At 61.2% G+C, this 26,434-nt stretch carries 29 protein-coding genes; 14 read left to right on the forward strand and 15 right to left on the reverse strand.

The window, feature by feature from the left end; translation table 11 throughout:
• Position 1: 1 nt before the first annotated feature.
• Entirely contained in the window at positions 2-484 is a 483-nt protein-coding gene (locus IRY30_RS03810) for a DUF4395 domain-containing protein (RefSeq protein WP_194556036.1), read from the forward strand.
• 26 nt (positions 485-510) lie between these two features.
• Here the strand turns inward: IRY30_RS03810 and IRY30_RS03815 are convergent, their stop codons facing one another.
• Genes IRY30_RS03815 through IRY30_RS03830 form a run of 4 tightly spaced genes read right to left on the reverse strand, consistent with a single transcriptional unit; the run spans position 511 to position 5,015 of the window.
• Positions 511-1,242 carry a ZIP family metal transporter gene (locus IRY30_RS03815; RefSeq protein WP_194556037.1) on the reverse strand — a complete coding sequence of 244 codons (732 nt, stop codon included), beginning with the start codon at positions 1,240-1,242 and terminating at the stop codon, positions 511-513.
• A 37-nt stretch (positions 1,243-1,279) separates the two neighbouring features.
• Positions 1,280-1,669, reverse strand: a complete 390-nt coding sequence (locus IRY30_RS03820; protein WP_194556038.1) for an SRPBCC family protein — start codon at positions 1,667-1,669, stop codon at positions 1,280-1,282.
• Positions 1,670-1,710: 41 nt separating this feature from the next.
• Positions 1,711-3,975: a glycosyltransferase gene (locus tag IRY30_RS03825; RefSeq protein WP_228502553.1), complete on the reverse strand. Its 2,265-nt coding sequence runs from the start codon at positions 3,973-3,975 to the stop codon at positions 1,711-1,713.
• On the reverse strand, positions 3,972-5,015 hold the full coding sequence (locus IRY30_RS03830; RefSeq protein ID WP_228502555.1) for a WcbI family polysaccharide biosynthesis putative acetyltransferase: 1,044 nt from the start codon (positions 5,013-5,015) through the stop codon (positions 3,972-3,974). The genes IRY30_RS03825 and IRY30_RS03830 overlap by 4 nt, the downstream gene beginning before the upstream one ends.
• Before the next feature lie 220 nt (positions 5,016-5,235).
• On the opposite strand from IRY30_RS03830, the gene IRY30_RS03835 reads away from it, so the two are divergent.
• The 3 genes from IRY30_RS03835 to IRY30_RS03845 are packed head-to-tail and all read left to right on the forward strand — an operon-like array spanning position 5,236 to position 9,244.
• A complete protein-coding gene (locus IRY30_RS03835; protein WP_194556039.1) occupies positions 5,236-7,356 on the forward strand; it encodes a glycosyltransferase in 2,121 nt (706 codons plus the stop codon).
• A gap of 20 nt (positions 7,357-7,376) precedes the next feature.
• Positions 7,377-8,441 carry a glycosyltransferase gene (locus tag IRY30_RS03840; protein ID WP_309825200.1) on the forward strand — a complete coding sequence of 355 codons (1,065 nt, stop codon included), beginning with the start codon at positions 7,377-7,379 and terminating at the stop codon, positions 8,439-8,441.
• Positions 8,438-9,244, forward strand: coding sequence for a glycosyltransferase family 2 protein (locus IRY30_RS03845; RefSeq protein WP_194556040.1), 807 nt, complete (start codon positions 8,438-8,440; stop codon positions 9,242-9,244). The genes IRY30_RS03840 and IRY30_RS03845 overlap by 4 nt, the downstream gene beginning before the upstream one ends.
• 7 nt (positions 9,245-9,251) lie before the next feature.
• Here IRY30_RS03845 and IRY30_RS03850 read toward each other — a convergent pair whose 3' ends face one another.
• The 4 genes from IRY30_RS03850 to IRY30_RS03865 all read right to left on the reverse strand — a co-directional run bounded on the left by IRY30_RS03850 (position 9,252) and on the right by IRY30_RS03865 (position 11,938).
• Entirely contained in the window at positions 9,252-10,193 is a 942-nt protein-coding gene (locus IRY30_RS03850; protein WP_194556041.1) for a cation diffusion facilitator family transporter, read from the reverse strand.
• A 45-nt stretch (positions 10,194-10,238) separates the two neighbouring features.
• A complete protein-coding gene (locus IRY30_RS03855) occupies positions 10,239-10,754 on the reverse strand; it encodes a GyrI-like domain-containing protein (protein WP_194556042.1) in 516 nt (171 codons plus the stop codon).
• Between the two features lie 111 nt (positions 10,755-10,865).
• Positions 10,866-11,471, reverse strand: a complete 606-nt coding sequence (locus tag IRY30_RS03860; protein WP_194556043.1) for an FUSC family protein — start codon at positions 11,469-11,471, stop codon at positions 10,866-10,868.
• A 14-nt stretch (positions 11,472-11,485) separates the two neighbouring features.
• Positions 11,486-11,938 (reverse strand): hypothetical protein, encoded by a 453-nt coding sequence (locus tag IRY30_RS03865; RefSeq protein ID WP_194556044.1) that lies wholly within the window; start codon positions 11,936-11,938, stop codon positions 11,486-11,488.
• Positions 11,939-12,081: 143 nt separating this feature from the next.
• Between IRY30_RS03865 and IRY30_RS03870 the strand changes: the two genes are divergently transcribed.
• Together IRY30_RS03870 and IRY30_RS03875 are read left to right on the forward strand one after the other, a co-directional pair.
• The gene (locus IRY30_RS03870) at positions 12,082-12,507 is read left to right on the forward strand and encodes a DUF488 domain-containing protein (RefSeq protein ID WP_194556045.1); all 426 of its coding nucleotides are present in this window, start codon (positions 12,082-12,084) and stop codon (positions 12,505-12,507) included.
• Positions 12,507-13,124, forward strand: coding sequence for an HhH-GDP family DNA glycosylase (locus tag IRY30_RS03875; RefSeq protein ID WP_194556046.1), 618 nt, complete (start codon positions 12,507-12,509; stop codon positions 13,122-13,124). Before IRY30_RS03870 ends, IRY30_RS03875 begins: the two co-directional genes overlap by 1 nt.
• Positions 13,125-13,234: 110 nt before the next feature.
• Here IRY30_RS03875 and IRY30_RS10485 read toward each other — a convergent pair whose 3' ends face one another.
• The gene (locus tag IRY30_RS10485; RefSeq protein WP_353887124.1) at positions 13,235-13,621 is read right to left on the reverse strand and encodes a VOC family protein; all 387 of its coding nucleotides are present in this window, start codon (positions 13,619-13,621) and stop codon (positions 13,235-13,237) included.
• 166 nt (positions 13,622-13,787) lie between these two features.
• Here IRY30_RS10485 and IRY30_RS03885 point away from each other — a divergent pair, with 166 nt between their 5' ends.
• The gene (locus IRY30_RS03885; protein WP_194556047.1) at positions 13,788-14,177 is read left to right on the forward strand and encodes a zinc ribbon domain-containing protein YjdM; all 390 of its coding nucleotides are present in this window, start codon (positions 13,788-13,790) and stop codon (positions 14,175-14,177) included.
• Between the two features lie 74 nt (positions 14,178-14,251).
• The gene (locus IRY30_RS03890; RefSeq protein ID WP_194556048.1) at positions 14,252-15,439 is read left to right on the forward strand and encodes a low temperature requirement protein A; all 1,188 of its coding nucleotides are present in this window, start codon (positions 14,252-14,254) and stop codon (positions 15,437-15,439) included.
• Here IRY30_RS03890 and IRY30_RS03895 read toward each other — a convergent pair.
• The gene (locus tag IRY30_RS03895; protein WP_194556049.1) at positions 15,434-16,000 is read right to left on the reverse strand and encodes a 1-acyl-sn-glycerol-3-phosphate acyltransferase; all 567 of its coding nucleotides are present in this window, start codon (positions 15,998-16,000) and stop codon (positions 15,434-15,436) included. The genes IRY30_RS03890 and IRY30_RS03895 overlap by 6 nt on opposite strands.
• Positions 16,001-16,110: 110 nt before the next feature.
• Between IRY30_RS03895 and IRY30_RS03900 the strand changes: the two genes are divergently transcribed.
• The 3 genes from IRY30_RS03900 to IRY30_RS03910 all read left to right on the forward strand — a co-directional run bounded on the left by IRY30_RS03900 (position 16,111) and on the right by IRY30_RS03910 (position 17,947).
• Positions 16,111-16,638, forward strand: a complete 528-nt coding sequence (locus tag IRY30_RS03900; RefSeq protein WP_194556050.1) for a YdcF family protein — start codon at positions 16,111-16,113, stop codon at positions 16,636-16,638.
• Between the two features lie 78 nt (positions 16,639-16,716).
• Positions 16,717-17,226 carry a 2'-5' RNA ligase family protein gene (locus IRY30_RS03905; RefSeq protein WP_194556051.1) on the forward strand — a complete coding sequence of 170 codons (510 nt, stop codon included), beginning with the start codon at positions 16,717-16,719 and terminating at the stop codon, positions 17,224-17,226.
• A gap of 64 nt (positions 17,227-17,290) precedes the next feature.
• On the forward strand, positions 17,291-17,947 hold the full coding sequence (locus IRY30_RS03910; RefSeq protein WP_194556052.1) for a hypothetical protein: 657 nt from the start codon (positions 17,291-17,293) through the stop codon (positions 17,945-17,947).
• A 6-nt stretch (positions 17,948-17,953) separates the two neighbouring features.
• On the opposite strand, the gene IRY30_RS03915 is transcribed toward IRY30_RS03910, so the two are convergent.
• The gene (locus IRY30_RS03915; RefSeq protein ID WP_194556053.1) at positions 17,954-18,829 is read right to left on the reverse strand and encodes a patatin-like phospholipase family protein; all 876 of its coding nucleotides are present in this window, start codon (positions 18,827-18,829) and stop codon (positions 17,954-17,956) included.
• 23 nt (positions 18,830-18,852) lie between these two features.
• A complete protein-coding gene (locus IRY30_RS03920) occupies positions 18,853-19,773 on the reverse strand; it encodes a DUF808 domain-containing protein (protein ID WP_194556054.1) in 921 nt (306 codons plus the stop codon).
• 213 nt (positions 19,774-19,986) lie between these two features.
• Between IRY30_RS03920 and IRY30_RS03925 the strand changes: the two genes are divergently transcribed.
• Positions 19,987-20,871, forward strand: coding sequence for a cutinase family protein (locus IRY30_RS03925; protein ID WP_194556055.1), 885 nt, complete (start codon positions 19,987-19,989; stop codon positions 20,869-20,871).
• A gap of 8 nt (positions 20,872-20,879) precedes the next feature.
• Here the strand turns inward: IRY30_RS03925 and IRY30_RS03930 are convergent, their stop codons facing one another.
• A complete protein-coding gene (locus tag IRY30_RS03930; protein ID WP_194556056.1) occupies positions 20,880-22,583 on the reverse strand; it encodes a hypothetical protein in 1,704 nt (567 codons plus the stop codon).
• 53 nt (positions 22,584-22,636) lie between these two features.
• Positions 22,637-23,338, reverse strand: a complete 702-nt coding sequence (locus tag IRY30_RS03935) for a DUF4232 domain-containing protein (RefSeq protein ID WP_194556057.1) — start codon at positions 23,336-23,338, stop codon at positions 22,637-22,639.
• A 210-nt stretch (positions 23,339-23,548) separates the two neighbouring features.
• On the opposite strand from IRY30_RS03935, the gene IRY30_RS03940 reads away from it, so the two are divergent.
• Together IRY30_RS03940 and IRY30_RS03945 are read left to right on the forward strand one after the other, a co-directional pair.
• Complete coding sequence (locus IRY30_RS03940) at positions 23,549-24,718, forward strand: acyl-CoA dehydrogenase family protein (RefSeq protein WP_194556058.1); 1,170 nt, start codon at positions 23,549-23,551, stop codon at positions 24,716-24,718.
• A gap of 74 nt (positions 24,719-24,792) precedes the next feature.
• Positions 24,793-25,479, forward strand: a complete 687-nt coding sequence (locus IRY30_RS03945) for a DUF805 domain-containing protein (RefSeq protein WP_194556059.1) — start codon at positions 24,793-24,795, stop codon at positions 25,477-25,479.
• Between the two features lie 85 nt (positions 25,480-25,564).
• Here the strand turns inward: IRY30_RS03945 and IRY30_RS03950 are convergent, their stop codons facing one another.
• Positions 25,565-26,248, reverse strand: a complete 684-nt coding sequence (locus IRY30_RS03950; RefSeq protein WP_194556060.1) for an Rv1157c family protein — start codon at positions 26,246-26,248, stop codon at positions 25,565-25,567.
• Between the last annotated feature and the right edge of the window lie 186 nt (positions 26,249-26,434).

Consider the following 26,434-nt stretch of genomic DNA (forward strand, 5'->3'; position numbering starts at 1 on the left):
CATGCCTTTTGGAGAATTCCCCGAACGAGTCAATGAGCACGCCGCCCGCACTACAGCGATGCTCGTCATCGCGCTGGCTGCGGCCACCATCGCGGCTGCCCTGACCGTGCAGGAACCCGTGGTCATCGTGTTGAACGTGCTGCTCGCGGTAGGTTTTGTCCTGCGTTTGTGGGCTGGTCCCAAGTATTCGCCGTTCGGTCAGCTTTCCGTGCGCTATCTGGCCAGCGCCGCCTTTGGTGAGCCGCGGATCGTTTCTGGTGCTCCCAAGCAGTTCGCCCAGGGCATCGGCCTGGTGTTTTCCGCAGTCGCCCTCTTGTTCACGGTTTCAGGTCTTTATTTGGCCACGACCATCACCCTTCTCCTGCTCATCGCCGCTGCATCAGCGGAAGCATTCCTCGGCTTCTGCGCGGGATGCTGGATCTACCGGCATGCCCAGCGAGCAGGGATTCTGCCTCCGGACGCTTGTGAGACCTGCGCGATCTAACCACGCGGTATGAGAACTAGCGCGGTTTAGGAAAGCAGCGAGAGACCCGTTGCGAGGGCGAAACCGAGCACGGTGATCAGGCCGGCGGAATCGCCACTCTTCTCGCGGGCCTCAGGGATGAGCGAATCAACCAGCATCACCAGCAGAGCACCGGCCGCGAAACCGTCGATGGCTCCGCGAACGCTGCCGGAGGTGAGGTCCGCGACGGCGAATCCAGCCACGGTGGAGAGCGCACACACTGCAGCTACCGCGACCCACAGGAAGAAGATCTTTTTCCTGCTGGCACCGGCCTCGTGCATATCGTTGGAGGAACCAATGGCCTCCGGCAGGTTGGACACGTAGATGGCCACCATCAGCGCGGCGCTCACCCCGGTGCCGCTGGCCATGCCAATGCCGAGCACGGCCTGCTCCGGGATCCCGTCGAGAAAGGCACCAACGGCCAGGGAGGTGCCACCGCCGCGTCGTTTCCCTTGGTTGCTGGAGGCATCGGAGGATTTTTTACCGACGCCAGATACCGCGCGATCAGCAAAGAAGTACGTCAGCGCGCCGATAGCCAAGCCAATGCCCACGGGTACCGGGCCAGCGACGTGCACTCCCTCTTCTGCGAGCTCGAAGGAGATACTGGCCACTAAGGCTCCGCCACCGAAGGCGAGAACTGCGCCGACGAGCTTCGGTGGCCAGCGCTTTGCAAAGCCCAGGATCGCGCCAACAATGAGGGATGAGGCGGCGATCGAGCCCCATAGTGCTGCAGTCAACATGAGAAATATTCTTACAGATTGCTCGGGTTGAGTGGGTCTAGTGCTCCAGGATTTCTTTGAGGGTCGCTAGATCCTGGGTGACCATTTCGCAGTCGCGGGCGAACTCTTCATCAGTGAGGTTGAGCTGGCGGATAGTGAACACCACCTCGCAACCCTCTGGGTGCGCGAGGACGCGCAGCGGGTTGTAGACCACAGTTCCGGTGGGGAGGGTGACCTCGTGATCGGCCACCAGCTGGGGATTGTAGGGGACGAACTTCACGCGCACCGGGCCCATCGGGGAATCCATCAGGAGATCCTCGCCATCTACCCGCACCTCGGATTTCGCCAGACCTGCTGCCCATGCGGGCAGGTTGGCGGGGTCAGCAATGAACTCGTAAGCCGCATTGGGCGAGGTGTTGATGACACAACTGAGATGTTGGCTCTGCATGGTTTCGAACTTACCTGGCGAGGATCACCAGCCAGCAGTTTTCACCAGCCGGCGAAGTCCCGTTCCAACCGACGCGGCCCATCCGCGATCTCCCAATCCACTTCGACTGTGTGGGTTTGCGCGGTGACGGGGCCCCGGTTCTCCAGAGCGAGTCGGCGAGATGTGGTGATCTCCGCCAATTGTGCGGGGAAGCATTCCAACCGAGGATCGCCTTGGCGCGCTTCCACATGGAGCGAGCCGCCCAGAGAGTCGGCCTGGGCGAGCAGTTGCCGAGCCTTGGCTGTGTCAGCGGGCCACGCGGGGGTCAGGAGTTTCACCTGGATACGGCCACGAACAGGTGAATCAGCATCGCAGTGAACCCGCGGGTCGCTGGCGAACAGCGCCCGTTCATCGTCTTGCAGTGCTCCCGCAGGAACTTTCACGTGCACCCCTGGAATCGCCAACCAGCCCAGAATCGTGCGTACTGCTTGGCCCGTGGCCCATTCACCAGCATCTGCAGGCAGCGAAACCACCCCGTCCGCATCCGAAAACACCACCGCATCCGGCCTGGCCAGCGGGTGAGAGATCCGCTTGGCCAAAGCTAAGGTTTCCACGTTCTTCTCCGCGAAGGCCTGCGCATCATCGATTGACCGCCCGGACCAGTCCGGTTCCTCGTGATAGGCCACCGCGCTGGAGCAGTGATGCAGCAAGGCTCCGGCGTTCCACGCGCGCCAGCCGAGATCCCAATCTTCACCGCCGTAACCCACGATCGATTCATCGAATCCACCGATGTTGCAGAAGAATTCCCGCGAGCATGTCAGCACCGCGGAGATCACGAAGCGCCACGAGGAATCATCCGCATTGGCCAGGTCACCGGTGGTACGCCAAGCATCCCGCAACCACTCGGGTTCGGCAGCATCATCGGAACCGAAAGCGCCGTGCAGGCGGGTTCCGACCACCACGGCTCGGGGCTCCAGCACTGTCAATCGGCATGCTTGCCGCAGGTAGGAAGGCGTGGGCACGGTATCCCCATCGAGGAATGCCAAGATTTCACCGCGAACTTCGGCTGCACCCAAGTTGCGCGCGGCAGCAGCACGGAAGCCCTGGTCCTCTTGCCGAACCACCCGGACGGGGAAACGGTAACGTGACTGAGCGAACTCGGGCGGGGTGGAGGAGCCATCATCGGCGATGATGCACTCCATCGCACCGGGATAATCCTGCTCCTCCAAGGCATCAAGTATCTGCCGCAAACCATCCGCATCGTTGTAATACGGGATCACCACGCTCACCAGTGGCCACTTCTCCGGCCATTCGTCCAAGCGTGGATCATTGCTGGCGAGATCGAAAACCCCCGTTGACCACGCCCGATGGTATTCCGCAGCCACGTGCTCCCACGTCCAATCGTCTGGCGCGGAAATGGGCTCAGCAAAGTCTTCAGGAAGGGCTTCGATGGTCTCGAGCCAGGCGTCGTCGCACACAAGAACGATGAGATCCGGCCACCGTTCCTTCAACTCCCGCGAATACGCACTGTCCGCCACCAGAACCCTGCGCCCCAGGCTCAGCCACTTCATCAGGGAGCCGGACGCGCTGAAATGCCGGTGCGCGCAGACGGGGATGCCGGTGTGGAGCATGGCGCGTTCGAGTTCTTCCGTCTCCAGGAAGCCGGTGATGGTGAGCTCGACGCCAGCCTTGCCCGCGGCATCGGTGAGTTCGGATTCCAGCCAGTCGTGACCCTCGGCGATGCGCCCGAGGGCTAGCACGCTGCTGATGCTGTGGCCGGGGTGTTCGGCGAGTGAATTCACCAGCTCGAGGTGGCCTTTGCCGGGGTAGACGAAGCCCATGATGCCGATGGAATCCAGCGCTGGAGTGTCTGCGGGAGAGCCGGTGGTGACGCGAGCGGGGAGCGGGAGCGGGACGATGCGCGGCTGCGAAATGGGAGCGCTGCAGTGTTCGTGGAAAAAGTCGGCCTCGTGCTGGGAATTGACTACTATCGCATCGGCGGCCTGCGCCAGCTGGGCATAGGCAGTGGCGCGCCTGGCGAAGCGATCGGAGCCTTCCTCGGGCTGGGGGATGTCGTGAAAAGAGACGCTCAAAGGGCGGTTCTGGGCCAGCGTGATGATCCGGGAGGTGGCATCGCTGGGAGAGGTGCCGAAGAGGTGATCGGAGAAGAAGATCTGTAGTGGTCCGGGTGGCAGGCTCAAGTCATTGAGTTCTTGCCAGGACTCCACTCGGATGACGGTCCCACCGGCCGCGCGGGTGAGGAGCTGGGCGTATTCCACTACTCCGTGCTGGTCAGGGCCCACGATGAGATGAGTGGGGAGGGTCATGGATTCTGTGCTCCTGCCTCAGCTGAGCTGGAAAAACCGAGCAGTCGGAACAGATCGGCGTGCCGCTTGAGGGCAGCTTCGATGAACTCCGGGTGCTCGCGGTAAAAGCTGCGATGGGCGACTTCGATCTCCTCGGCGGGGATGATCTCGCCGTGAAGAGTCCACTCGCTGCGGTCTGATGCGGGGAGGCTCAGAGCTTCCAACGCGCGCGGATCCACCGGACTGCGCAGGTGGCCCAGCATCTCCCGATCGGTGGGGGCGCTGACCTGCCCGTTGAGCTTCGCCCATTCGGGTTCGCATTCGCGGATGGCCTGCATCACGCGGGTGCCCAGCTCGGTGAGGGTGGCATTGTTCGGGTGGTTCAGGGTGTGCCATTCGGGCAGCTCGCGGAGGTAGGTGGACATACCCACTGTGCCGTGGGCGCCCTCGCGCGCGGCCATGAGTTGCACGTTGGCCTCAACGATTCCCTGGTAGTCCGGTTCATTGACCTGTTGGAGCCCAGCAAGCTGCGCGATCAAGTGCAGGTCGTGGTACGGAACCACCGGCGGACTCAGGGAAGAATCCAGGGGCGAACGGACGATGGCCCAGCGCGGGTTGAGCGCGGAAAAACGCAGGACCGGATAGCGGAGGACATGCACAGGGGAGCCATCCGTGCGCATGAGGGATGCCAGTTGCTCCGTGCCGCAGGGAAGGCCACGGTAGTCATCTCGCACCGGCTGGGTGACCAGCACATTTGCCCACTGCATCGCGAATTCCACGAAGGGCATATCGCGGGTTTCCCACTCGTGGATGGGTGGAATGCGGAAGGACTGGATGTCCCCGGAGCTCTCCAGCACGATGCGCAGAGATTCCGCTTGGCAGTTGCCCACCACAACCACGCGTGGCACAGCATCACCGGAACCGCCAGCATCACCCGGCAGAGGCGCCACCCCATAAAACACCCCGTAGTGCCGGTCCCGGTCAGAGACATCCCCGCGCAAGACGGGTCGAGAGCGTGCAGGCTCTCCAGCAGATCCCACTGCAGTTTCCGCTGGGTTCATGGTGCGATAGTCCCTTCGTCACAAGGCTGGGTGGGAGGATAAGTTATCAACTGTATGCGGGAACGGACGAGCGTGGAGCGAGGCGTCGAAAAACATACAGAAGGCGTGCATACTTTATGCAAAAAGTTGGACTACTCTCGAGTCCATAGATCCGCCGCAGAGCGCGGTGGAATTTTGTCGTGCCAGTGAGAAATCGCTGGCCCATGTGAGGAGATGATTCGTGTCGGTTCTGGCCATACCGTGCGCGCACCCGTACGTTCAGGCTTTGCAGCCCGCCGGAGGATGGAGTTTCACCGAATTTCTCCCCGACCCGGTGGTCAATCCCGCACGCCCCGAACAGTGGTGGCCGCATCCGGCTTTTGAGCAGCCGTGGTGGGAAGCGCGCGATCGTCAGGAGTCGGCCGAGCGGATTGATCTGGTTCACCTGCATTTCGGATACGAGCACCTCACGGTGCAGCAGACGCGGAACTTCATCAGGATTCTGCGCGCCCGTCGCATCCCTTTGGTGCTGACCGTTCACGATATCGATAACCCCCACGTGGTGGATCAGCAGGCGTTCCACGCGCAGCTGCGCATCTTGTTGGACGATGCCGCTCGCATCCTCACCCTCACCGAAGCCGCCCGCACCCGGCTCTCGGTGGATTTCCACGTGGATCCGCGCCTGGTCACGGTGGTGTCGCATCCCCGCATCGTGGAAAACCCGGAGGCAGTGGTTCCCGCGCAACACGGCACGGATATCGGGGTGTTCCTCAAGTCCGTCCGCACCAATGTGGTCTCCGATCCCGCGTTCTACCAGAACCTCGCGGAGCACTGCGCTAGCCAGGGTCGCGAACTTTCCGTCTTCCTGCACCGGGATCAGGAGGGCAGCGTGTTGCATCGCGTCCTGGCGGAAACCCCCTCGTTGAACGTGGTGGTTCATGATCCTTTTTCCGACGCCGAACTCTTCGCCGCCGTAGCTGAATGCTCAGCGATTGTGCTTCCCTACGTGCGGGGTACGCACTCTGGCTGGCTGGAAATGTGCCGAGACCTGGACGTTCCCGTAGCTATCCCCGATTGTGGTTGTTACGCCGATCAGCTGGATTCCCCGGAGGCCGGGGTTGTGTATCACGTGGCGGATGCCCGCTCGGCTGCTGCTGCCGCGGTTCGCTTGGCTGAGCACGGGCACGTGCCGCTGGTGGCATCCCGGGATGAGCAGCGGGAGTACCTGTTGCAGGTGCACGAGGAAATCTACCGCGAGCTCTCCACGCCCAAGCTGAACATCGCGCTGATTGCGCCGGCACGCTTTCCTATCGCGCAGCCCTTCGCCGGAGGGCTGGAGGCGTTTTGCGCCACCATGGTCATGGCCTACCGCCAACTGGGCCACCGCGTGGATCTCTACGCGGCCGCGGGCTCTGCGGGGCACGTGCGCGAATGGGAATTCCCGGGCGTGGATTGGACGGGGTACGAGCACTACCGCACCGACCACACCTACCCACCTGGTGAGCGCCAGCGCGAGGACGCAGCATTCGCGCGGGTGATGGCTCATGTGCAGGAGCAGGTGGAGGCTGGTGAATACGACGTGATCCACAACAATTCCCTGCACCCGGCACCTTTTGCGACATGTGGGCGGTTGCCCATGCTCACTACGATTCACACGCCGGTGGGTGAGGACATGCAGAGGGCGATCTGCGCCAGCGTGGATGCAGGTGGGCCGGAGGCCGCAGGAATCTTCGCCGCGGTGAGCCATGCCGCTGCCTCTACCTGGAATCTGCCCGAGCCACCGCGGATCATCCCCAATGGGTTCGATGGCACCGTGTGGCGACCCGGCCCGGGCGGGCCACGCGCAGTGTGGTTTGGCCGCGTGGTGCCGGAAAAGGGCCTGCACCTGGCCATTGATGCAGCGCGAGAACTTGGAGTGGAACTGGCGATTGCCGGACGAGTGGGCAATGAGATCTACTACGAAGAAGAGATCCTCCCGCGCCTGGGAGCTGATACCCATTGGGTGGGAGAATCCACGCAGCTGGAGCTGGCCGAGCTAGTGGGTAAGAGCAGCGTGTGTTTTGTCACCCCGGATTGGGAGGAACCTTTCGGGCTGGTGGTGATCGAAGCCCTGGCCTGCGGCACCCCGGTGGCAGCGCTGGCCCGTGGCGGGGTTTCGGAGATCTTGGCCGATTACCCAGGTGCGCTGGCCGATCCCGAACATCCCATCGAAGGCCTGGTTAAAGCCGCCGAATATGGTTTGGCGCTGGAGCGGGAGAAGATCGCGCAATGGGCGCGCTCCAAGTTCGGCGATAAGCAGTTGGCGCTGAACTACACCGAGCTGCTGCACAGCGTGGCGCTGCGGAATCGGGTGCCGCAGTGAGTGACCCGGTGAATGATGCAGTGAGTGAGAAACAGCTGGTCGTGGGGATGTATGCCCACCACCAGGGCTCCGGCCACCTCAACCGCTGCAGGAGCATCGCGCGTCGGCTTGCCGAACGTGGCGCGCGGGTGGAGATCTTTTCCTCCGCGCTAGGTGTGCATTCTTCTCCTTCGACGCCACACCCCGTCTGGTCTGAGCACCAGATCCCTCTGGATTTCGATGGCCCCCAAGGCAGTCCCAGCGAAGTTCAAGATCCGCAAGCTGGAGACACCTTGCACTGGGCGCCTCTGCAACACCCGGGTTATCGCGAGCGCATGGCAGTGCTGGCCGCGTGGATCCGCAGCGAACGCCCGGATGTGTTCTACGTGGATGTCTCGGTGGAAGTGGCACTGTTTGTCCGCTTGCTGGGAGTTCCGGTGATCAATATCGCGATGCCCGGCGAGCGTTGGGATGCGCCGCATCAACTGGGGTATGCGCAGGCAGCGGGCATCATTGCTGCGTGGCCACAGTCGGTGCCGCTGCCCACGCACCTGCAAGCTCATGCCGCGCGCGTGCAGTGCGTGGGCGGGATCAGCACGTTCGAGGATTCGGTACCGGAACACATTGCAACCGAGCGAGGAACTCATCGCGTACTGGTTATGCAGGGCACGGGTGGCACGGGATGGGCCGAGGACTACTGGGACACCGTGCAACAGGCCTGCCCGGAATACCAGTTCACATTCCTCGGTGGGGAATACCGCAGCGAGAACCCCCTGGTGGAGATGGCAGAAGTAGACGTGGTGGTCAGCGCTGCAGGGCAGAACTCCGTGGCGGATATCGCCCTGAGCGGAAAGCCCTGCGTGCTCCTGCCGCAGGAGCGTGCATTCGCGGAACAGTTCGCCACCGCTCGTGCGGCCGAGTCTCTGGGCCTGGCACTGAACCGTGAAGAGGCTCCTGCTCCCGAGGAATGGCCCGCGTTGCTGCGCGAGGCCAGTCAAATGACACCCAACTGGGAGAAGTGGCAGGTGGAGGGAGCCGCGGATCGAGCAGCCGAGCGCATCCTCGCCATCGCGAAAGAAAACCGCAGCGAGGGAGAACCCGCATGATCGTGGTGAGCATCGCCACGGCAGACCGGGCAGAGCGGATCGCCGAGCAGCACGAGCACTTGGTGCACACCGGCGAAGAGGTACGCCATGGCGTCGTCACCATGGGAACGCAGAGCTTCCACGTGCCGGGGGTTGAGGTGATCGCGCACGTCGAGGAGACCCCGGTGAACCTCGCGCGGGCGCGCAACCTGGCCGGGGATTGGGCGGCCAGCCAGGATGCACGGGGTGCGGTAGTTTTTCTCGACGCCGACTGCCTGCCAGGGAAGTCATTACTGAAAAACTATCGCGCGGCTTTGCTGGATAACCGGGATAGCGTGGTGACCGGGCCGGTGACCTACCTTCCCGAGGGTGCAGACCTACGGCCGGAGGCGTTGCCGGCGCAGCGCCAACCGCATGCTGCCCGTCCAGACCCCGCGCCAGGGGAAATCTTGCGCTCAACCGCGGAGCAATACGATGTTTTCTGGTCGCTCTCCTTCGCCATCACCGCTGAGAAATGGCGGGATGTGCGGGAGACTTTTGGGGGCTTTGATGAGGCCTTCACCGGCTATGGTGGCGAAGACACCGATTTTGCGTGGCAGCTCCGCGAGCACGACATTCCACTGCTGTGGGTGGGTGGCGCCGATGCGTTCCACATGTGGCACCCCGTTTCTTCACCGCCGTGGGAGCATCTGCGGGATATCGTGACCAATGCCAATCTCTTCCACGGAAAATGGGGGAAGTGGCCGATGGGCGGATGGCTCGATGCTTTTGAGCGCGCCGGGGCGATTCGGTTGCGCGCCGAGAAGTGGGAAGTAGTGGAATAGCCCGCCGCTACTGGTGGCGCACGGAGGGCTGCTCGGCGTCGCTGGCAGCCATGGTTTCCAGCTGGAAGGTGGAGTGCTCGATGCCAATGGGGAAATGGTTGCGCACGCAGTGCTGAATATCCTGCAGGATCAGCGGAGCGTGGCCATCGGTGAAGCATTCATCATCGAGCACCACGTGGGCGGAAATGGTGGGCAAGCCCGTGGCCACAGTGGAGGCGTGAAGGTCATGCACATCCAGCACGTGATCGAGTTCCAAGATGTGCTGGCGAACTTCCGCGAGGTCTAGCTCTTTCGGGGTGAACTCCATGAGAACCGAAAGAGTTTCCCGCATGATCTTGACGGCCCGGGGGAGGATGAGCGTGGCGATGAACAACCCGGCCAGGGCATCTGCCTGCAGGAAACCGGTGGTGGCGATGACGATCGCGGAGACAATCACACCGAGGGAACCGAGGGCGTCGTTCATCACCTCGAGGAAGGCTGCGCGCATGTTGAAGTTTGCTTCGCGACTGGAGGCCAGCACAATGATGGCTGCCACGTTGGCCACTAGACCCACGATGCCGAAGATCAGCAGCTCACCGGCGGGAACCTCGGGTGGGGCGAAGAGCCGCTTGATGCCCTCAAACAGCGCGTAGATTCCCACCACGAAGAGCAGTGTTGCCTGACCCAGCGCGGCGAGCACCTCGACGCGGCGGAACCCCCACGTGCGCCGGGGATCCGCCGGGCGCAGCATGAGGGAGGCGGCAATCAGGGCGACCAAGAGACCAGAGGCATCCGCGATGGCGTGCGCGGTATCCGTGAGCAGGGCAAGACTTCCAGTCAGTACCGCGCCGATCGCTTGGGCCACCACGATGACCAGGGTGAGCCCGAAGGCGATCCAAAGGCGGGTGCGGTGATCCCCCGTGGAGGCATCGCCCGCGTGGCTGTGACTGTGATCGTGACCTGCGCCCACTGTGAAAGTGCCTTTCTGAGTCAGTTTTTCGGTTGGTGTTAATCGCTAAATATTTGCCGCCGAGCTTTGTGGAGCTTCCTCAACCGGCACTGCCAGGCCAGTGATCAGGTCTGCGGGATCCATGTCTGGGGTGGGCATGGTGTCATACGCCTCCCAGGAGGGAGCACCATAGGTGTGACCGGCATCAGTGATCTGCGCGAGGAAGTCTTCCCATGCCTGGGGAAGCAGGTCATACGAGCCGTGGTGCTTGCTGATTGCCAACCGTCCCTCGGGGAGGGAAGAGTTCCGGATGAAGAATTCTCCGCTCTGAACCTCTTCCTTGATGGGCTCCTCCACTGGGAAGCCGATTTCCAGGGTCGCGGTGTCCGTGGGCGGGGCGTCATAACGTGCGAATGCCGGACCGGCTGGGGTGAACGTGCCCGCGGCGATCTGCTGGCCGAGTGCGGTGAAAGCGGGATCGAAGAGCTCCTGGATCCGGGACATGGGCCAATCCTCCGCGCGGATTGTCACCGTGGACATGCCGGGGAAATCGATGATCTGGAATGGGTCGATGGTGCTCATATTTCACCTTTGTTCAGCGGGATCGGAAAGAACCTCGTTAGTACTTTTACTTATACACTAGCGATAACCATTGGGGGAAGATACCGCTGACGAGCAAACGTGACCAGTGCCCTAATCCCTGGGGCCGGGATCCTGCGGCACCATGCGCCGGACACCCCACACCCGCTGCAACTGCTGCGGGTTCTCCGCAGAATAACCCCAAGCCACCACGCCGATAGCCACGATGGCTCCGATCAGCGTTTCCACGAAGCGAGCCGCAAGCAGTTCTCCCAGACCCATGGGAGCTGCAAGCTGAGTCATCATCAGCGCCACCGGGGTGATGAAGTGCAACGCCAGGGAGTAATTGCGCCTGATATAGAGCTCGCCCAAGAACTGCAGCAAGATGATCCACACCACGAACTGCCACGGCAGAGTGGGAAATGAGAGCAGAAATCCGGCGAGCACCACGCCCGCGAAGCTGCCGAGGATGCGGTGCAGAGCGCGCACAAAGCGATCCCGGTGACGCGGCGGAGTGATGGGGGCCACCGCCGCAACCATTGCCCAGTATGGGTGCGACAACCCGGAGATACCCTGCACAGACAAGATGCCGATTGCGCCCGCGATCAAGGGCGCGAGCAGGAATCGCAGCCCATGGCCTCGAATCTCGTCGGAAGAGAGGGGAGCTGGCATCGGCAACTCTGGGATGCCTCGGCCTTCACCGATGAGGTGAGCACTCAACCCCAGCAACAGACTCAACGCCGCCGAAGCCGCCGCGACCCCGAAAGCAATGAGGGGATGCGCCCCACCGTGGACCGAACCACCGCGGCGGTGGCGAAGATGAAGAACACCGAGCCAGGGGGCGTGAGAGCGAAGCGCGCCGCGGTCATAGCCGTGAGGCTGGAGATGACAGCAGTGACCAGCATGACCGTCCACGCGCGGGCGCCAAACCAACTCATCGTGGCGCCGATTGTCACGCAGAGCGTGAGGAGCGCGCCGGCCAAGGCCTGCTTGAACACGCGAGACCTGGGGGTTTCATGCCGGGCATAGATGCCGGTGAAGGCACCAAACGTCGCGTAAATGGCGAGATCCAGCCGGTGAGTGGCGAGAAGCAGCAGCAAAGGAATGGCCACGCCTATGGCAATGCGGAAGGCGGGAATATGGTCTCGACGCGCTGGTTCGAGCCCGAATAATTCCCGATACTGCATGCTCTCTCCTCGTCATCGCTGTGCTCTTTTACGCTCTCCGTGCCCGATGTTAGTCCTTGCCCCGGACAGCGCTGCCCGCGGTCTGGCCCGCTTGGACTGCGCCGGCAATGCCCAGCGCGTAAGAAGTCTCTACGTTGGAAGGTATGAAGAACATCGATATCGCCAAAGTCCATGACCTGCGTTCCGGAGAAGATGATCCGGACGGAACCAACGTGCTGGTAGACCGCATATGGCCACGCGGAGTGGCCAAAGATGATGTGGATCTGGCCGAGTGGCTCAAGGAAGTGGCCCCTTCGCCGGACCTGCGCAAATGGTTTGATCACGATGAAGACAAGTTCGATGATTTCACCAAGAAGTACCGCAAGGAGCTGGATGAAATCCGCAAGGAACTGGACGATTCTGATTCCGACGATGAAGACGAGCTTTCCGATGCTGCTAAGGATCTCGCGACGCTGCTCAAGCTAGCGAAAAAGGCAAGTAAGACCACACCACTGGTGCTGGTGTACGGCGCGAAGGATCGTGAAATCAACCATGCGAACGTGTTGGCCGACTGGCTCGGGGATCAGTAGTGCCTGATCAGACTGTAGAAAAGCTTTTGGACAAGTACGGGCAGACGTTCGCCGAGCAAGCTCACATCACGTTGAACGACGACGCATCCTCGCCATCCCGGTTGCTCATGCTGTGCATGCTGCAGGCTAAGCCAATTTCGGCTGATAGAGCCGTGCAGGCACTACTGGAATTGAATAAAGAAAAGCTCACCACTCCGGAGCGGGTGTGTGATGCGCGGCGTCGGCAATTCATCAACGCCTTCAAGAAGGCGGGTTATTCGCGCTACGACGAATCCTCCACCACCTACCTGCAAAAGGCCGCGCAGCGGGTGTGCGAGGAACACGACGGGGACATGCGCAAGATCCGTGATGCGAAGAACATCACCAAGGAGCTGCAAAAGTTCGAGGGCGTGGGACCTGCCTGTGCCGATATGTTTGCCCGAGAAGCTCAAGCGCTCTGGCCAGAATTAGCCCCGGCGATTGATAAGAAGGCGCAGCAGGGAGCGGAGAAGCTGGGCCTGCCCACCGATCCTGCAGAGCTCGCTGAGCTGGTGAACGCTGACGAACTTCCGCGCTTCGCGGCCGCGCTGGTGCGGGTGGCCCTAGATAAATCTGATGGGGACCTGCTGGAGAGCTAGCGCGGATTAGCCCCTCGGCGAAGGCATCCACACCTCAGCTTCGGAATCCTCTGGGTAGTAGTGACCGTTGGGGATGGTCTGCAGCTCGATGAGCATTCCCCAGGGAGCCTTCACATATACGCTGCCGTTTCCGGGGGAGTCCTCGTAGCGGCTGTTGCCGTGGATCTCAAACAAGGCCTCGCCACCGGCGGCAACCAAGCGCTCGAGAGAACCAGGCAGGTCATCCACGTAGCAGCAGAAGTGATTGAGCCCGAAATCCGCCAAGCCGGCGGCAGCGCGCTGCCGCCGCTGATCTCAAATACCTCCAGGCCTGGGCCTTCGCCGATCACAAACATGCGCTGCTTGTGGATTGCAGCTCCAGAGGGGAGGCCAAGTTGCTGCTCTACTTCTTCACCGCTGCGCGGCTCTTCCTCGGTGGTGAGTCCGTCGTAGGACACCTTCGCACCCAGTCCATCTTTGAAGAAGCGCGTAGCTTCCTCAAGATCCGGAACCGTGATGCCAAGGTGCTGAATTCCGCGCGGGAGCGGCTGAGAATCTGTGTGGTTGCTGATGACATTCGAGTATGCCGGCAGTCTGGATATGGCTCCGGGCGCTGCTTGATTATTGAACTGAAAAGTGAAGTGACTTAGCTAGAACAAACAACGAGATGTAAGGCGGGCGAGCATGTCCCAGGATTCTTCCAACGGCACAGGCAACGATTCTCCTGTATTGCCACCATGCCCCGAATGCGGCGAGGAGTACACCTACGAACAAGGTGCGCTGCTGGTGTGCCCAATGTGTGCGCACGAATGGGTCCAGGATGGGGAAGGCCAGGCGTCGGAAAACGATGGGGAAGTGCGCGATGCGGTGGGAAACGTGCTGGCGGATGGCGATACTGTCTCCATCGTGAAGAGCCTCAAAGTCTCCGGCAAGGGCGGCGGCACCATCAAGATCGGGACCAAGGTCAAGGGAATCCGGTTGCTCTCAGAACCTGTCAATGACCATGACATCGATGCCACGGTTCCTGGCTTCGGAAAGATTCATTTGAAGTCTTCCGTAGTGAAAAAGTCCTAAGCAACCCTAGGCAACCCCGAGCTAAAAGCAGCCGATGAGCGCAAACGGGTGCGCGTTGGTCATAAGTATCTCTCATGACCCGAACCTCCCGTTTTCGGTTAGAGCCGATGCGCCCGCGCGACCCCTCCGAGGAAGGCCGCACGGCATCCTCCCTGGAGCTGTTCTTTGACCTCGTTTTCGTCGTAGCCGTGAGCGTTGCCTCGGTGCAGCTCCACCACGCGCTGACAGAAGGTCACGTGTGGGAGGGGATTTTTCACTACGCCATCGCGTTTTTCAGCATCTGGTGGTCGTGGATGAACTTCACCTGGTTCGCCACCTCATTCGATAACGATGACTGGCTCTACCGCGTTCTCACCTTCGTTCAGATGGCCGGGGTGCTGGTGCTCGCATCCGGTATCGGCCCCGCGTTCGAGGACGGGGATTTCACCGTCCTGGTGCTGGCTTATGTGGTGATGCGCTTGTCCATGGTGGCTCAATGGCTCCGCGCTGCGTGGGGTGCGGAGGAGACGCGCCGGGCGGCACTGTTGTACGCGGGCGGAGTGGCCTTCGTGCAGCTCCTGTGGGTAGGCAGCCTGTGGTTGCCTGGGCCGATCCACACGGTGTCCCTGGTTGTCCTCATTCTGTGTGAGCTCAGCGTCCCCATCATCGCCGAGCGCAAGCAGCGCACCCCCTCGCACCCGCATCACATCACGGAGCGCTATGGCCTCTTCACGCTGATCTTGCTGGGCGAAAGCCTGCTGGGTTCAGCCAACGCGATTATCGAGAGCCTGCATTCCGGGGAGGATCAGGCCCCACTGGTTCGTCTGGGAGTGCTGGCCCTGGTGGCCACCGCGGCACTGTGGTGGATCTACTTCTGGCCACCGCATCACCGCGCAATCAAAACTTTTGCCGGGTCTCTGCTGTACGGCTACGGCCACTATTTCATCTTCGCTGCCGCCGGTGCGTTCTCCGCTGGCATTGAGCTGGAGATCGACGTACTCACCGGCCACACCGACGTCACCCAACCGGGAGCCTCCTTCGCCTACACAATCCCGCTGGCCATCTTCATCATCGGCGTGTGGCTCCTGACCATCCGCCGGAACGCCGACCGGATTGTGAACATTGCGGTGCCGCTGGCCGGGTTCCTGGTGCTCATCGACCCCCTGATCCCCGTTCCCTTCGCGCTCACCGTGGTGATCCTGGTGGCAGTGGTTGCGGTTCTTGTTTGGCGACGCCCCCTCGGCGATCAACAACCCCAGCAATCCCCTGTGGTCAGCTTATAGCTCCTCGCGCAAGCGGGGGATAGCACGATTCTCGGGTGCGAATCCAGCCTTGTCCTTGAAGAATTCGCGGATGAAATCCATGTCCTCGGTCACGTTTCCGGAGAGTTCAAACGTGGGTCCAAGACCGGTAGACATTGTGTTCCTATCGACGAATGCCAAGGTAACCGGCATGCCGGTGTCCCGAGCGATGCGGTAGAAACCGGATTTCCAGTATTCGTTCTTCTTGCGGGTGCCATCGGGAGTGATGACCAATCCCAGGGACTCATTGGTGGAGAACTTTTCCACGATTTCTTTGACGAATTTCCGCGGGTTCTCCCGATCCACCGGGATACCTCCCAGGGCACGCATGATGGGCCCCTTGCGGCCCGAGAAAAGACTGTCTTTGCCGATCCACCGAATGTGGATATCCATGCTCCAGGCCACCGCCAGCATGAGGATGAAATCCCAGTTCGAGGTATGCGGAGCGCCCACAAACACCACCGGCTTGTTTGGGGCGGGTTCAGTGACGAGCTTCCAGGGTGTGACGGCGAAGAATGCGCGGGCCAGAGTCTTTCGGATCATGAGTCAGATACTAACTGTTCGCGCGGCCCGGCAAAGAAGCTGAGGCGAAAGGGTGCCATTTAAGAATTTTTACTGATAGATTTGCCGAGGTTCACTAAGAAAGAAGAAATATGGCAAACACTGTCGCAGTAATCATGGCTGCTGGCTTAGCCGCAGCATCCTCCCTGGGAATTTCAGTTCCCGCCGTTCCCTACGCCGGTGTCAACGTCTCCGCTGAAACCAGCCCACAGGCAATCGTGGCGCATGTGGAAGCCTTCACCGGCGCGCCGATCGTCATCCTCGGGGCAAGGCTCAACCCTGATTGCTCCACCCCCGGTGTGCTGCAGCAGCGCCTGGACCGGGCAGCCGCTTTTAGCCGCATCCACCCCGAGACCCCGGTGTACGTGACGGGAGGCAGGACTCAGCCTTCTTGCCCCATCACTGAAGCTGCCGCGATGGAACTGGGCTTGCGTGCACGCCTGGTGCCGAACGCGATCTACCGGGAAGACGCTGCCGGAAGCACCGTGCAGAATGCTGCCTTTGTGTCCCGCATGATCGGCGACCGCGCGGTGATCGTCACCAGCCAGGATCACCTGCCTCGAGCCTTGCGCAACTTCCAGGACGCAGGCGTTCGCCGCGCAGTGGGCCTCGCAGCCTAAGCCACTGTCTACATTGGTGCCTAGACTGTTGGCGAACTAAGCCACCGGCGAAGCCAATGAGGAAAGGTGCGACGCTGCATGACATCCCCGGACAACATCCTGCTGCATCTCCCACCTGAGCAGACGCAGCAGATCAGGGATATCTACGCAGAGCTTGCCTTGCGGGGTTTCCCGCAGCATAACCAAACTCCGCACATCACCATCACCTTCTCGCCCCACATGTGTGCCGAGGCGGTGGAATGCGCCGCCGAACTCCTGCCGCAGGTCATTCCAGCCACGTTTTCCCGTCGCGGAATGGTGGTCTTCGGCACCAAGCGCAAGCAGACTGTCGCCTGGCTCTTGGAGACCTCTGATGAGTTGGAGGTGGCGTCGAGAAAAATCTCGGAGAAAAACCCCGACGGACGCGGCCCACGATGGATCCCGCATCTGACCATGGGCCTGCGGCTGCAAAAAGAGGATGTGCCGGGGTACATGCGGGCGCTCGATGAGGTCACTCCCACCAGGTTCAACGAGCTGCATGCCACGCGTGCTGCCCTCTGGCGACCGCGCACCCAGGAGCTGACCGTGCTGGCGGGGGATTTAGGGTGAGGCAGGGTCACGCTAGACTTCCTTACACCGCCTGCTGACCCAGACCCCTTGGAGATTGAATTACATGCTGTACGCCGTGAGTTTCGCACTGATTGATTCCTTCAATGTGCTGCTCATCGGCGTTCTTTTCGCGGCGGCTGTCATACATGCGCGCCGCGATTCTTTCGGGAAAGTGGCCGCGCTGCTGATCGCGGGGGATTGGCTGGGAGTTTTTCTCCTCTCCTTGTTCACGATGCTGATTTTCGATGGCATCGGCGAGCTGGTGCAGCGATTCCTCCATTCGCCGATCCTCGGCATCCTGCTGATCCTCACGGGCGTGGTCAGTGCGGTTTTGACCTATCGCGGTGGGGATCCGGCGCCCATGATCCACCGACTCTCCGCCCCCTTGCAAGTGCCCGGCCGCTCCACGTTCACGGCGGGCCTGTTTCTGGGTCTGGTGCAATCCGTCACCTCAATCCCGTTTTTCACCGGGCTGGCATTCCTCAGCGCGGCAGAGCTCGGCACGTTGACGCGCTGGTCAGGGGTGGTCCTGTACGCCACCTTGGCCCTGAGCCTGCCGATGATTTTCGGTGTGCTCATTGCTTTTATTCGACGCCACCCTGACTCTTCCGTGGCTCTATTCATCGAGAGGATTGGCGAGCGGAAAGACGCGACGATCGCGCTCTCCGGTTATGCGGTGGCGGTGGTGCTGATTGCCCTGGGCATCGTGCACCTCCTCTGAGGCGAGCTACTCCTGCAGGAAGTCCATGATGTCATCCCATTCCCGCACGGTTTGAGCCATGCCCGCGTTGAAGGAATCGCGCAGCTTGGTGAGGTTGCGCTCGGTGTTGGCGATGCGCATGTCATCCGGGTAGAACACCCGGGCCTTGCCTTCGGCCTCTAGATCCTCGATGAGTTTGGCTGTCTTGTTGTAGCGCAGATGTCGAGTCAGCATGGCTTCCGCTACCGCGGGGCGGGTGCGAAGCAATTGCTTGACTGCCGTGGTGCTGCGGGGAGCGACGCGGCGGAATCCGCGGGGGCGGGTGCGCACCACGAAGAACTTATCGAAACCATCCGCGATGGCGGCATCAATCAGCAGCCCGCCGGAGGCGCCCAAAGCGCCATCCACGTATGCCACGCCATCGACAGTGGGGGTGCGCATTAATCCGGGCATGGTGCCGGAGCATCGCAGCTTGCGCATGAAGTCCTCGCGACCGGAGATATCCTCGCGGCCCCAGTACACGCTTTCCCCGTTATCTACCCGGGTAGCACCGATGCGAAACGGAGTCTCATTGGCGGAGAACGTGTCCCAATCAAAAGGGAATTCCGAATCGGGGAGACCAGAGATCTCGTAGGCATACTCCCCATTGAAGTAGCCCGATCCGCGGAGGAAACTCCGCAGGCCACCCGCGCGGGGATCGGTGGCGAAATCCCCGAAGCTCCGCACCGCGCGGTTGCGATCCTTGGCCAGGAAGTTGGCGGTGTGGGTAGCGCCAGCGCTGACTCCGCCGACCCAGCCGAAGTTCACGTCCTTGGCGATCAGCTGATCCACCATGGGTGCCGTGTAGCTATTGCGCATTCCACCGCCTTCTAGGACGAGGGCGGTCGTGGGCGCGTTCAGCATAGACAATCCTTTGCTCTGGCGGTTTAGTGTGATTTTTTCCCGAATGGCAGGAAGTGAACCACCGTTGCCACGATGCTACCGATCACCAGTCCAAAGATCATGGAGAAGAACGTGTTCACGATCCAGCGGATAGCAGGATTGGAGCCAACGGCCTCTTCCAGGTGGTGGACGGTGTCATAAGGCCACTGCCAGAACAGCTCGTGGAAGCCGGTGAGCAGCAGGTGGCCACCCACCCAGAGCATCGCGGCGGTGCCCACCACGGAGATGACATTCAGCACGATAGGCATGCCCTTGACCAGCGCGTGACCCAGCTTCTGCGAAAATCCAGAATCCCGTTTGGTCAGGGCAAGGCCGGCGTCGTCCATCTTCACCAACAAGCCCACGGCGCCGTAGACCAGGAACGTGATGAAAATGCCCACCAGGGCCAGGATCAGGGCACGCATGGCGATTGGCTGATCAGCCACGGAGTTCAGGGAAATCACCATGATTTCCGCCGAGAGGATGAAGTCCGTGGTGACAGCGCCGCGGACCAGCTCTTTTTCGCTCTTGCCCGCGTTGTCATCGGCGGCGGGAGCATCATGCTGCGAGCCGAAGAACTTCTCCAGGATTTTCTCTGCACCCTCGAAACACAGGTACGTGCCGCCCAGCATCAGCAGGGGAGTCAGTGCCCACGGGGCAATCCAGCTCAACAGCAGCGCGATGGGCAGGATGATCAGCAGCTTGTTGCGCAGGCTTCCCTTGGTGATCTTCCAAATGATCGGCAGCTCGCGGGAGGGGTTGACGCCCTGCACGAAACGGGGAGTCACCGCAGCATCATCAACCACCACGCCGGCAGCCTTGGCAGATGTGCGACCCACGGCGGCTCCCACGTCATCCACGCTGGACGCTGCCGCTCGGGCAATGAGGGCCACGTCATCCAATAGTGCTGCTAAGCCAATAGCCATGGGCGAAGGGTTCCATTCCTGGTTGATGTTCCGGGTGAGCTCAGCCACCACAATGCGGTCAAAAGAGTGCGCGGGTAAAGAATCTCTTCAAAGATACGTCATCGCTGGGTGAGCCGGATGATCCCCATTCTTTTCCACCTCGCAATTTTCCTGCGGTGCGCATATGATTATCCAGGTTTTAAGAAGATAAATTTATAGATTGTGGGTAGAGGTATGAATCGTAGTTTTTCACGGGTGCTCGGCGGCGTAGCGCTGGCTGTTTCCCTGGTTGCTGGCGGCATGGGAACCGCCGGAGCTCAGTCACTGGGTAGCTCGGTTCCACCTCTGCCGGATCCAGCTCCGAATAGCTGTGCACCCAACATCCTGGTTAGCGTTCCCGGCGGTGCCAACACGGTGTCCAACGCGCCAAGCAATCTTCCCCTGGGTCTCTACACCCGCTCGGTCGGCGCGCAGCTGCGTCACAGCACCGGCGGTCGCGTGGCGGATCGCTACGCCTCCTACAACTCTTTGCCCGGTGGATTCCGCACCTACGAGCAGGTCCGCCAGGATGCCTACAACTCCACCCGCAATCTCCTGGCCCGTTCCGCCGCTGAGTGCCCCAACGCGAAGTTTAGCCTCCTAGGCTACTCCCTGGGCTCGGATATCTCCTCCCTCCTGGTGCGCGATATCGCCGCTGGCCGTGGCCCCATTTCCGCTGATCGCCTGACCTCCGCAGTGCTCATCGCCAACCCCAACCGCGGCGTGCCCGGTGTGGAGCAGCAGGGCACCGCGCCTCAGCACACCTCCGGAGCTTTCGGCGCTCTGCCGGGCGGCTATGGTTCCCTGAACAACCGCGTGGTGGATGTGTGCCGTCAGGGTGACATCGTCTGCGATACCCCAGCCAACCTGTCCCCAGTAGCCGGCGAGGCAGCCAAGACCGCGTTGCTGAGCTTCCAGAGCAACCTCGGCCCTGCGGCCGCATCCTTGGGTCGTTTGAACCCCATCGATCAGCTGACCGCCGTACCTACCTTCATCCTGGGCTCCCAGATCCACATTGATTACGATGCGATCAACGCCACGGGCATCGCCACCGAGTACATCCGCACCCGCCTGGCCTAATCACCCGCCTACTGCTTAGGCAGTAGCGGGCCGATGTTTCCCGCGCCGAGGCACATCGAGTCTCCCGGCTTGCCACCAGAAATCTCCACCAAGATGGTGCCGCCTCCGCCGGGAACGCTCACCCATTCCGGCTTCAGCTCCGTGCTCAGTGGCACGGTGACAGCCCGCGCCCGCGATTGTTCTTCTGACTCCAGGCCGTTGGGCGTGCTGATGGTCATCGTCATTCCTTTATTCGACGCCAACGCGTTGAGCTCCCACACCCAAGAGCCAAATGGCAGTGGGTGATCGATCTCCACGATCTGCGAGGATCCCGTGGCCACGCGGGTACCGCATTGCGGCACATCTCCCACGGCCGTGCGCGCTGCTGGCAGCACTGCTGCCTCCACCACATTGCCCTGCGGATCCAGCATCCGCGGGGCATCAATCATCTTTGCTGGTGGGGTTCCCGTGAGGGAAGCCACGGTGTTGTACGGATTGAGCAGCGGGGTGAGCACCTCCAGCGGAACGGGTTGATCCAGCAACGGTGCAGAACCCGGGCCGGTGGATTCCTTCACTTTCGCGAGGTACTCGGCAGTGGGGTCATCCCGCCATGCCTGCACCCAGGAAACCGTGGAGAAAGTAGCCGATGCCACCAGCAGCAGCGAAAGAATGAGCGGGAGGGGGGAGAGGTGGCGTCGAGAAGAAGGCAAGCTCACCGACGCGGCGACAAGAAGGAGCACGGTCCACGCCCACCACTCGGAGTAGTAGTGCAAAGTGCGGGTGAGGAGATCTGCCGTCTCCGCGCCCGTGCGAGCCCGGCCCAAGATCCACAAGAGCCCCAGGAAGATGGCTGCGGAGGGGAGGAGCACCAACGAGCGCGCGGGGCGGCGGGCGATCCAGACGCCGAGGAGAACCGCAGCCACCAGGAGAGCCGGGATCCATAGCGCCGGGGCGGGATTGGCGAATGCCTGGGAAGGGGTCCAACGCTCCCACTGCCATGGGCCCCCGAGGGTACCAGGGATAACGGCCTTGGCCAGCGTGGTGTGGAGGGACGTGAGCAGGCTGTGGGGGGAATCGCTGTGGAAAACCGACGTGCGGGTGAAGACGAGAATGGCCCACAATGCCGTGGCGATGGTGGGGACGAGCCAGAACTTCCACTGCACGCGGCGGGCAACCAGCCACACGATCGCCCAGGCAAATGGCACGATGAACAGCGACTTTTCTGTCAGAGTGAACGCGAGCGCCAAACCAGCAGTGGCCAGGAGTGAGTTCCGCAGCGGGTGCTGCTTAATAGTGGCGGCGCAGAACAATACGATGGCGAAACCCAGCTGCCAACCCAGGGCGTTGAGCGCGGCAGACCACCAACCCGAGGCCACCATGAGAAATGGGGAGAAGGCCAGCGCGGTGAATGCCAGAACTTGGACCTCGGGCCTCTGCGAGAACAACCTGCTGATGGCCAGCGCATAGAAAACCAGCGTGGCTGCGCTGAGGACGAAAATAATAACGGCCGGGAGAAGGAAATTGAGCGGGGCAATGCCATCCGCCAACACCTGGATGGCCAGCGCACCGGGCATGATGTGGCCATCGTAGGAGCTGAAGAACTCCGTGAAGGAGGCATCGCGAAAGCGCACTGGGATGACTAGATCATCCCAGTAAAACGTGCGCTGCGAGAGCTGGAAGGCGCGCAGAGCCAAGGCCACCGCAGCGAGGAGAAGGAAAGCGACGTTGCGCATCCGGGAAGTGAGGTGACGTGGTTGCGACAACGAGGGCATGGGTGAGGTGAGCGCTATTCCTGAGTGATGGGCTGGACGCTCAATACTGGCACATCGCCACGACAACCCTCAACGTTTTCCAAAGGAAGGTACGCGGAGGCGGTGTTTTCTGGTGGGTAAATGCGCAGTCCATCTGCGGAGGCTGGCTTGCACTCCTCGGGGTCGAAGGGTCCAACGGAGGAAAGGCGCAGCGCGGAGGTGGCGGTCTGGCCCTTCTCCAAGGTGATGGGGGAGGAATCGATGTTCTCTTCCCGCTTAGCGGAGGGGCCGAGCTGCGTGCCGTTGTTATCCGTAACCAGTGATACGCCGGGGAAGCCCTTGAGCACGCAGGAAGCATCGCCATTATTGGTGAACTTCAACGTGTAGAAGCTGGAGCCGGCACCACCGGTAGGGGCTTCCGTGGTGATCCCGAGATTCTTGGTATCGCAGAGGGTGGCTGGCTTGCCATTGGCATCAGTTGCCGTGAGGGCCGCCTGTGGCTGGTCCGAGCTGGACGTCTGGCCGGATTCTGGGGCGGATTCCTGATTCTGAGAGGAGTCATCGGAACCAGGGCCGGTGCCCTCATCGGGGAAACAGCCGGTGAGTACGGAGCCAGCAAGCACGCTCACCGCGGCGCAGGCGAGAAGGGAACGCCGGGAGTTGCGGCTGGCAGCAGAGCTCGGGTCGGTGAGCGAGACTGAGGCAGCGCTGGACGCAGGGAAATTCCGGAAATTCATAACGCAATTCTAGGTTGTGGGACTGGTGTGACGAAAGTGAAACAGACCGTTTCCAGGGGATTCTGGGATATTGTGGCTAAATTGTGACCAAAATGGGTCTAGTGCGTTGATTTGCTGGTGCTTTCTTCAAACCTCCGCCCGCTCCCGCGTATCGTGGGAGATAACGCACTATTAACGATTGAAAAACTACCGAAAGGTTGCTGACGCACTATGGGTTTTAACCCGGACTTCGAGCCCTTCCGCCTCCCCGATGAGTACCTGGAACTCCGCAGCGCCATCCGCGGACTGGCAGAGCAAGAGATCGCTCCCCACGCAGCTGATGTGGATGAGAACGAGCGCTTCCCAGAAGAGGCTCTTCAGGCGCTGAACGCCTCTGGCTTCAACGCCATCCACGTGCCCGATGAATTCGGCGGGCAGGGCGGAGATTCCCTGGCTGCTGTCATCGTCATCGAGGAAGTGGCTCGCGTGTGTGGTTCTTCCTCCCTGATTCCCGCGGTGAACAAGCTGGGAACCATGGGTCTGATCCTCAACGGCTCCGAGGAGCTCAAGCGCGAGGTTCTGCAGGACATCGCCAATGGTGAGATGGCTTCCTACGCCCTCACCGAGCGCGAGGCCGGCTCCGATGCCGGTGCCATGAAGACCCGCGCAGTGCGCGATGGCGATGACTGGGTCATCAACGGCTCCAAGTGCTTCATCACCAACGGCGGACGTTCCAGCTGGTACACCGTCATGGCTGTCACGGATCCAGAAGCTGGTGCCCGTGGCATCTCCGCATTCATGGTGCACAAGGATGATGCAGGTTTCCGCGTGGGCGGCCTGGAGCACAAGCTGGGCATCAAGGGATCCCCAACCGCTGAGCTGTACTTCGAGGATTGCCGTGTTCCTTCTTCCCGCATGATTGGCGAGGAAGGCACCGGCTTCAAGACCGCGCTGCAGACCTTGGATCACACACGTCCAACCATCGGTGCGCAGGCACTGGGTATCGCCCAGGGTGCGTTCGATGAGGCCGTGGCATACGTCAAGGAGCGCAAGCAGTTCGGCAAGGCCATCGCGGACTTCCAGAACACCCAGTTCATGCTGGCTGACATGAAGATGAAGATCGACGCCGCCCGTCTCATGATCTACACCGCCGCCTCCAACGCCGAGCGTGGCGTGGCTGAAAACGGTGAGAAGCTGGGTCTTCTTGCCGCTGGTTCCAAGACCTTTGCTTCCGACGTGGCCATGGAAGTCACCGTGGACGCTGTGCAGTTGCTGGGTGGATACGGCTTCACCCGCGACTTCCCGCTGGAGCGCATGATGCGTGATGCCAAGATCACCCAGATCTACGAAGGCACCAACCAGATCTGTCGCATGGTGATGGGTCGCCAGATCCTCGCCTAGCAGGTCTGTCTGGGGGTGGGCATGCAGTTTGCGTATGCTAAGCCGACTCTAAATTGCTGTTATAGAATTCTTCTATGACTTATCCACAAGGATCCCCAGACCAGAATGCCTACGGGCAGCAGCCATACGGACAGAACGCTTACGGCCAAAACGTGCCGGGGCAGAACGCCTACGGGCAGCAGCAATTTTCTCCGCAAGCTGACCCTGCCGCGAACTACGCCGGCGAGCCACCGCTGTGCTTGCCAGCTCGAGGAATTGGAATGGGCGGGGCGATGTCTCGCTTCTTCAAGAAGGCATTCCGATTCCACGGCAGGGCATCCCGCTCTGAGTACTGGTGGGCTACTCTCGGCCTGACTTTGATCGGGCTCGTTCTCGGTGTTGCTTCTGGAATCATTGGTGGGGCAACCAGTAGCCCTAGCGAAGAGCCTTCTGGCGCCGCGTTCATCCCAATGGTTTTGCTGCTGCTGTTTTTACTGGCGACTATCATCCCAAGTCTGTCGGTGACCATTCGCCGCCTGCATGATGCCGGTTTCTCCGGCTGGTGGTACTTGATCTCCTTCATTCCATTTGGTGGCCTGGTGGTTCTGGTGATGACCATCTTGGAAAGTGCCCCAGAAAAGATGAAGGCAGAGTGGGAAGATCCTGAGGCTCTGGCACTGTGGAATCAGCCGCAGCAGGGTTTTCAGCCCAATCAGTTCGGAGCCGGCCAGTTCAATAACGATCAGTTTGGTAATGGCCAGTACGGCAACGGTCAGTACTAAATAGCAAGACCAAATAAAGAGAAAGAACCCGCTCTCACCGAGAGCGGGTTCTTCTTTTCGCTGTGCAATCAGCGAAGAGTGGTTCCTAGCGAACTGGGATGATCGCTGCGGTTGGCAGGAACTCACAGTTGGAAGGCTGGCCACCCTCGTTGTTGGTGGTCACGCCACCGGTGACCACTGCCAGGACCGTGCCCGAGCCGGTGTTTGCCAGACCGTTCACGGTAGCTGGGCCTTCGGGGTTGATACCGGTGTACTTCAGAGGGGTAGTGCCCATCCGGCCGTTGTTGATGTTGACCCACTGCACGTTCATCTGGGTGTTCTGGTGCTGTGCGGCGGTGCCGGTGCCCAGAGCGGTGAAGATGTAGCTCACTTCACCCTGCTTCACGCCAGGCAGTGGCAGTGGGGAAGGGCCGGGAACTGCAACAGCGGTGCCCACGGCGTTTGACTTGCCGTCGATGCAAGAGCCGGCAATGGTTGGCCAGCCGAACTGGGTGAAAGCGTTGTTCAGCTGTGGGATATCCACGCCTGGCTCGCCATCACCGCGGAAGAAGCCCACGAGCTTCAGGAGAATTGGCTTCACCTGAGCTGGCGTGGCGGGGTTGTTCGCCAGGCCCTCCATTTGGGCCAATACCTCCGCAGAAGGGCGTCCCAGGGAATCGATGACCCCAGCTGGAGCTGCGGTGGCGGGGGCGATCGCGGCCGGTACGGACAGTGCAATTGCGGTGGTGATAGCTGCGATTGCTCGGGAGGTGCGTCGTGAAATAGCCACGGTCAACCTTTCGTTTCCTCTGGAAAGTTCTCTTGAGAGTCATGGAGTGTTCCCACGGAAATGCGGGATGGCGGTGATGTGAGATACGTCGAGCCACACTAAGTATGAGTTAACAGTAGTCACACACGTAACAATTGTCACGTCAGTAACAAAATATTTGCCTTGGGCATACAGTATCACCCGTAA

This window comes from Corynebacterium suicordis DSM 45110 (assembly GCF_015351405.1).
GTDB lineage: Bacteria > Actinomycetota > Actinomycetes > Mycobacteriales > Mycobacteriaceae > Corynebacterium > Corynebacterium suicordis.

Bases quoted from the DNA above. Each gene is read 5' to 3' on its own strand.
- IRY30_RS03815 (WP_194556037.1), bottom strand. From the start codon at position 1,242: ATGTTGACTGCAGCACTATGGGGCTCGATCGCCGCCTCATCCCTCATT.
- IRY30_RS03825 (WP_228502553.1), bottom strand. From the start codon at position 3,975: ATGACCCTCCCCACTCATCTCATCGTGGGCCCTGACCAGCACGGAGTA.
- IRY30_RS03935 (WP_194556057.1), bottom strand. From the start codon at position 23,338: ATGAATTTCCGGAATTTCCCTGCGTCCAGCGCTGCCTCAGTCTCGCTC.
- IRY30_RS03920 (WP_194556054.1), bottom strand. From the start codon at position 19,773: ATGGCTATTGGCTTAGCAGCACTATTGGATGACGTGGCCCTCATTGCC.
- IRY30_RS03905 (WP_194556051.1), top strand. From the start codon at position 16,717: ATGACATCCCCGGACAACATCCTGCTGCATCTCCCACCTGAGCAGACG.
- IRY30_RS03895 (WP_194556049.1), bottom strand. From the start codon at position 16,000: ATGATCCGAAAGACTCTGGCCCGCGCATTCTTCGCCGTCACACCCTGG.
- IRY30_RS03820 (WP_194556038.1), bottom strand. From the start codon at position 1,669: ATGCAGAGCCAACATCTCAGTTGTGTCATCAACACCTCGCCCAATGCG.
- IRY30_RS03870 (WP_194556045.1), top strand. From the start codon at position 12,082: ATGAAGAACATCGATATCGCCAAAGTCCATGACCTGCGTTCCGGAGAA.
- IRY30_RS03910 (WP_194556052.1), top strand. From the start codon at position 17,291: ATGCTGTACGCCGTGAGTTTCGCACTGATTGATTCCTTCAATGTGCTG.
- IRY30_RS03890 (WP_194556048.1), top strand. From the start codon at position 14,252: ATGACCCGAACCTCCCGTTTTCGGTTAGAGCCGATGCGCCCGCGCGAC.
- IRY30_RS03845 (WP_194556040.1), top strand. From the start codon at position 8,438: ATGATCGTGGTGAGCATCGCCACGGCAGACCGGGCAGAGCGGATCGCC.
- IRY30_RS03945 (WP_194556059.1), top strand. From the start codon at position 24,793: ATGACTTATCCACAAGGATCCCCAGACCAGAATGCCTACGGGCAGCAG.
- IRY30_RS03855 (WP_194556042.1), bottom strand. From the start codon at position 10,754: ATGAGCACCATCGACCCATTCCAGATCATCGATTTCCCCGGCATGTCC.
- IRY30_RS03900 (WP_194556050.1), top strand. From the start codon at position 16,111: ATGGCAAACACTGTCGCAGTAATCATGGCTGCTGGCTTAGCCGCAGCA.
- IRY30_RS03930 (WP_194556056.1), bottom strand. From the start codon at position 22,583: ATGCGCAACGTCGCTTTCCTTCTCCTCGCTGCGGTGGCCTTGGCTCTG.
- IRY30_RS03830 (WP_228502555.1), bottom strand. From the start codon at position 5,015: ATGAACCCAGCGGAAACTGCAGTGGGATCTGCTGGAGAGCCTGCACGC.
- IRY30_RS03925 (WP_194556055.1), top strand. From the start codon at position 19,987: ATGAATCGTAGTTTTTCACGGGTGCTCGGCGGCGTAGCGCTGGCTGTT.
- IRY30_RS03810 (WP_194556036.1), top strand. From the start codon at position 2: ATGCCTTTTGGAGAATTCCCCGAACGAGTCAATGAGCACGCCGCCCGC.
- IRY30_RS03940 (WP_194556058.1), top strand. From the start codon at position 23,549: ATGGGTTTTAACCCGGACTTCGAGCCCTTCCGCCTCCCCGATGAGTAC.
- IRY30_RS03915 (WP_194556053.1), bottom strand. From the start codon at position 18,829: ATGCTGAACGCGCCCACGACCGCCCTCGTCCTAGAAGGCGGTGGAATG.
- IRY30_RS03885 (WP_194556047.1), top strand. From the start codon at position 13,788: ATGTCCCAGGATTCTTCCAACGGCACAGGCAACGATTCTCCTGTATTG.
- IRY30_RS03865 (WP_194556044.1), bottom strand. From the start codon at position 11,938: ATGCAGTATCGGGAATTATTCGGGCTCGAACCAGCGCGTCGAGACCAT.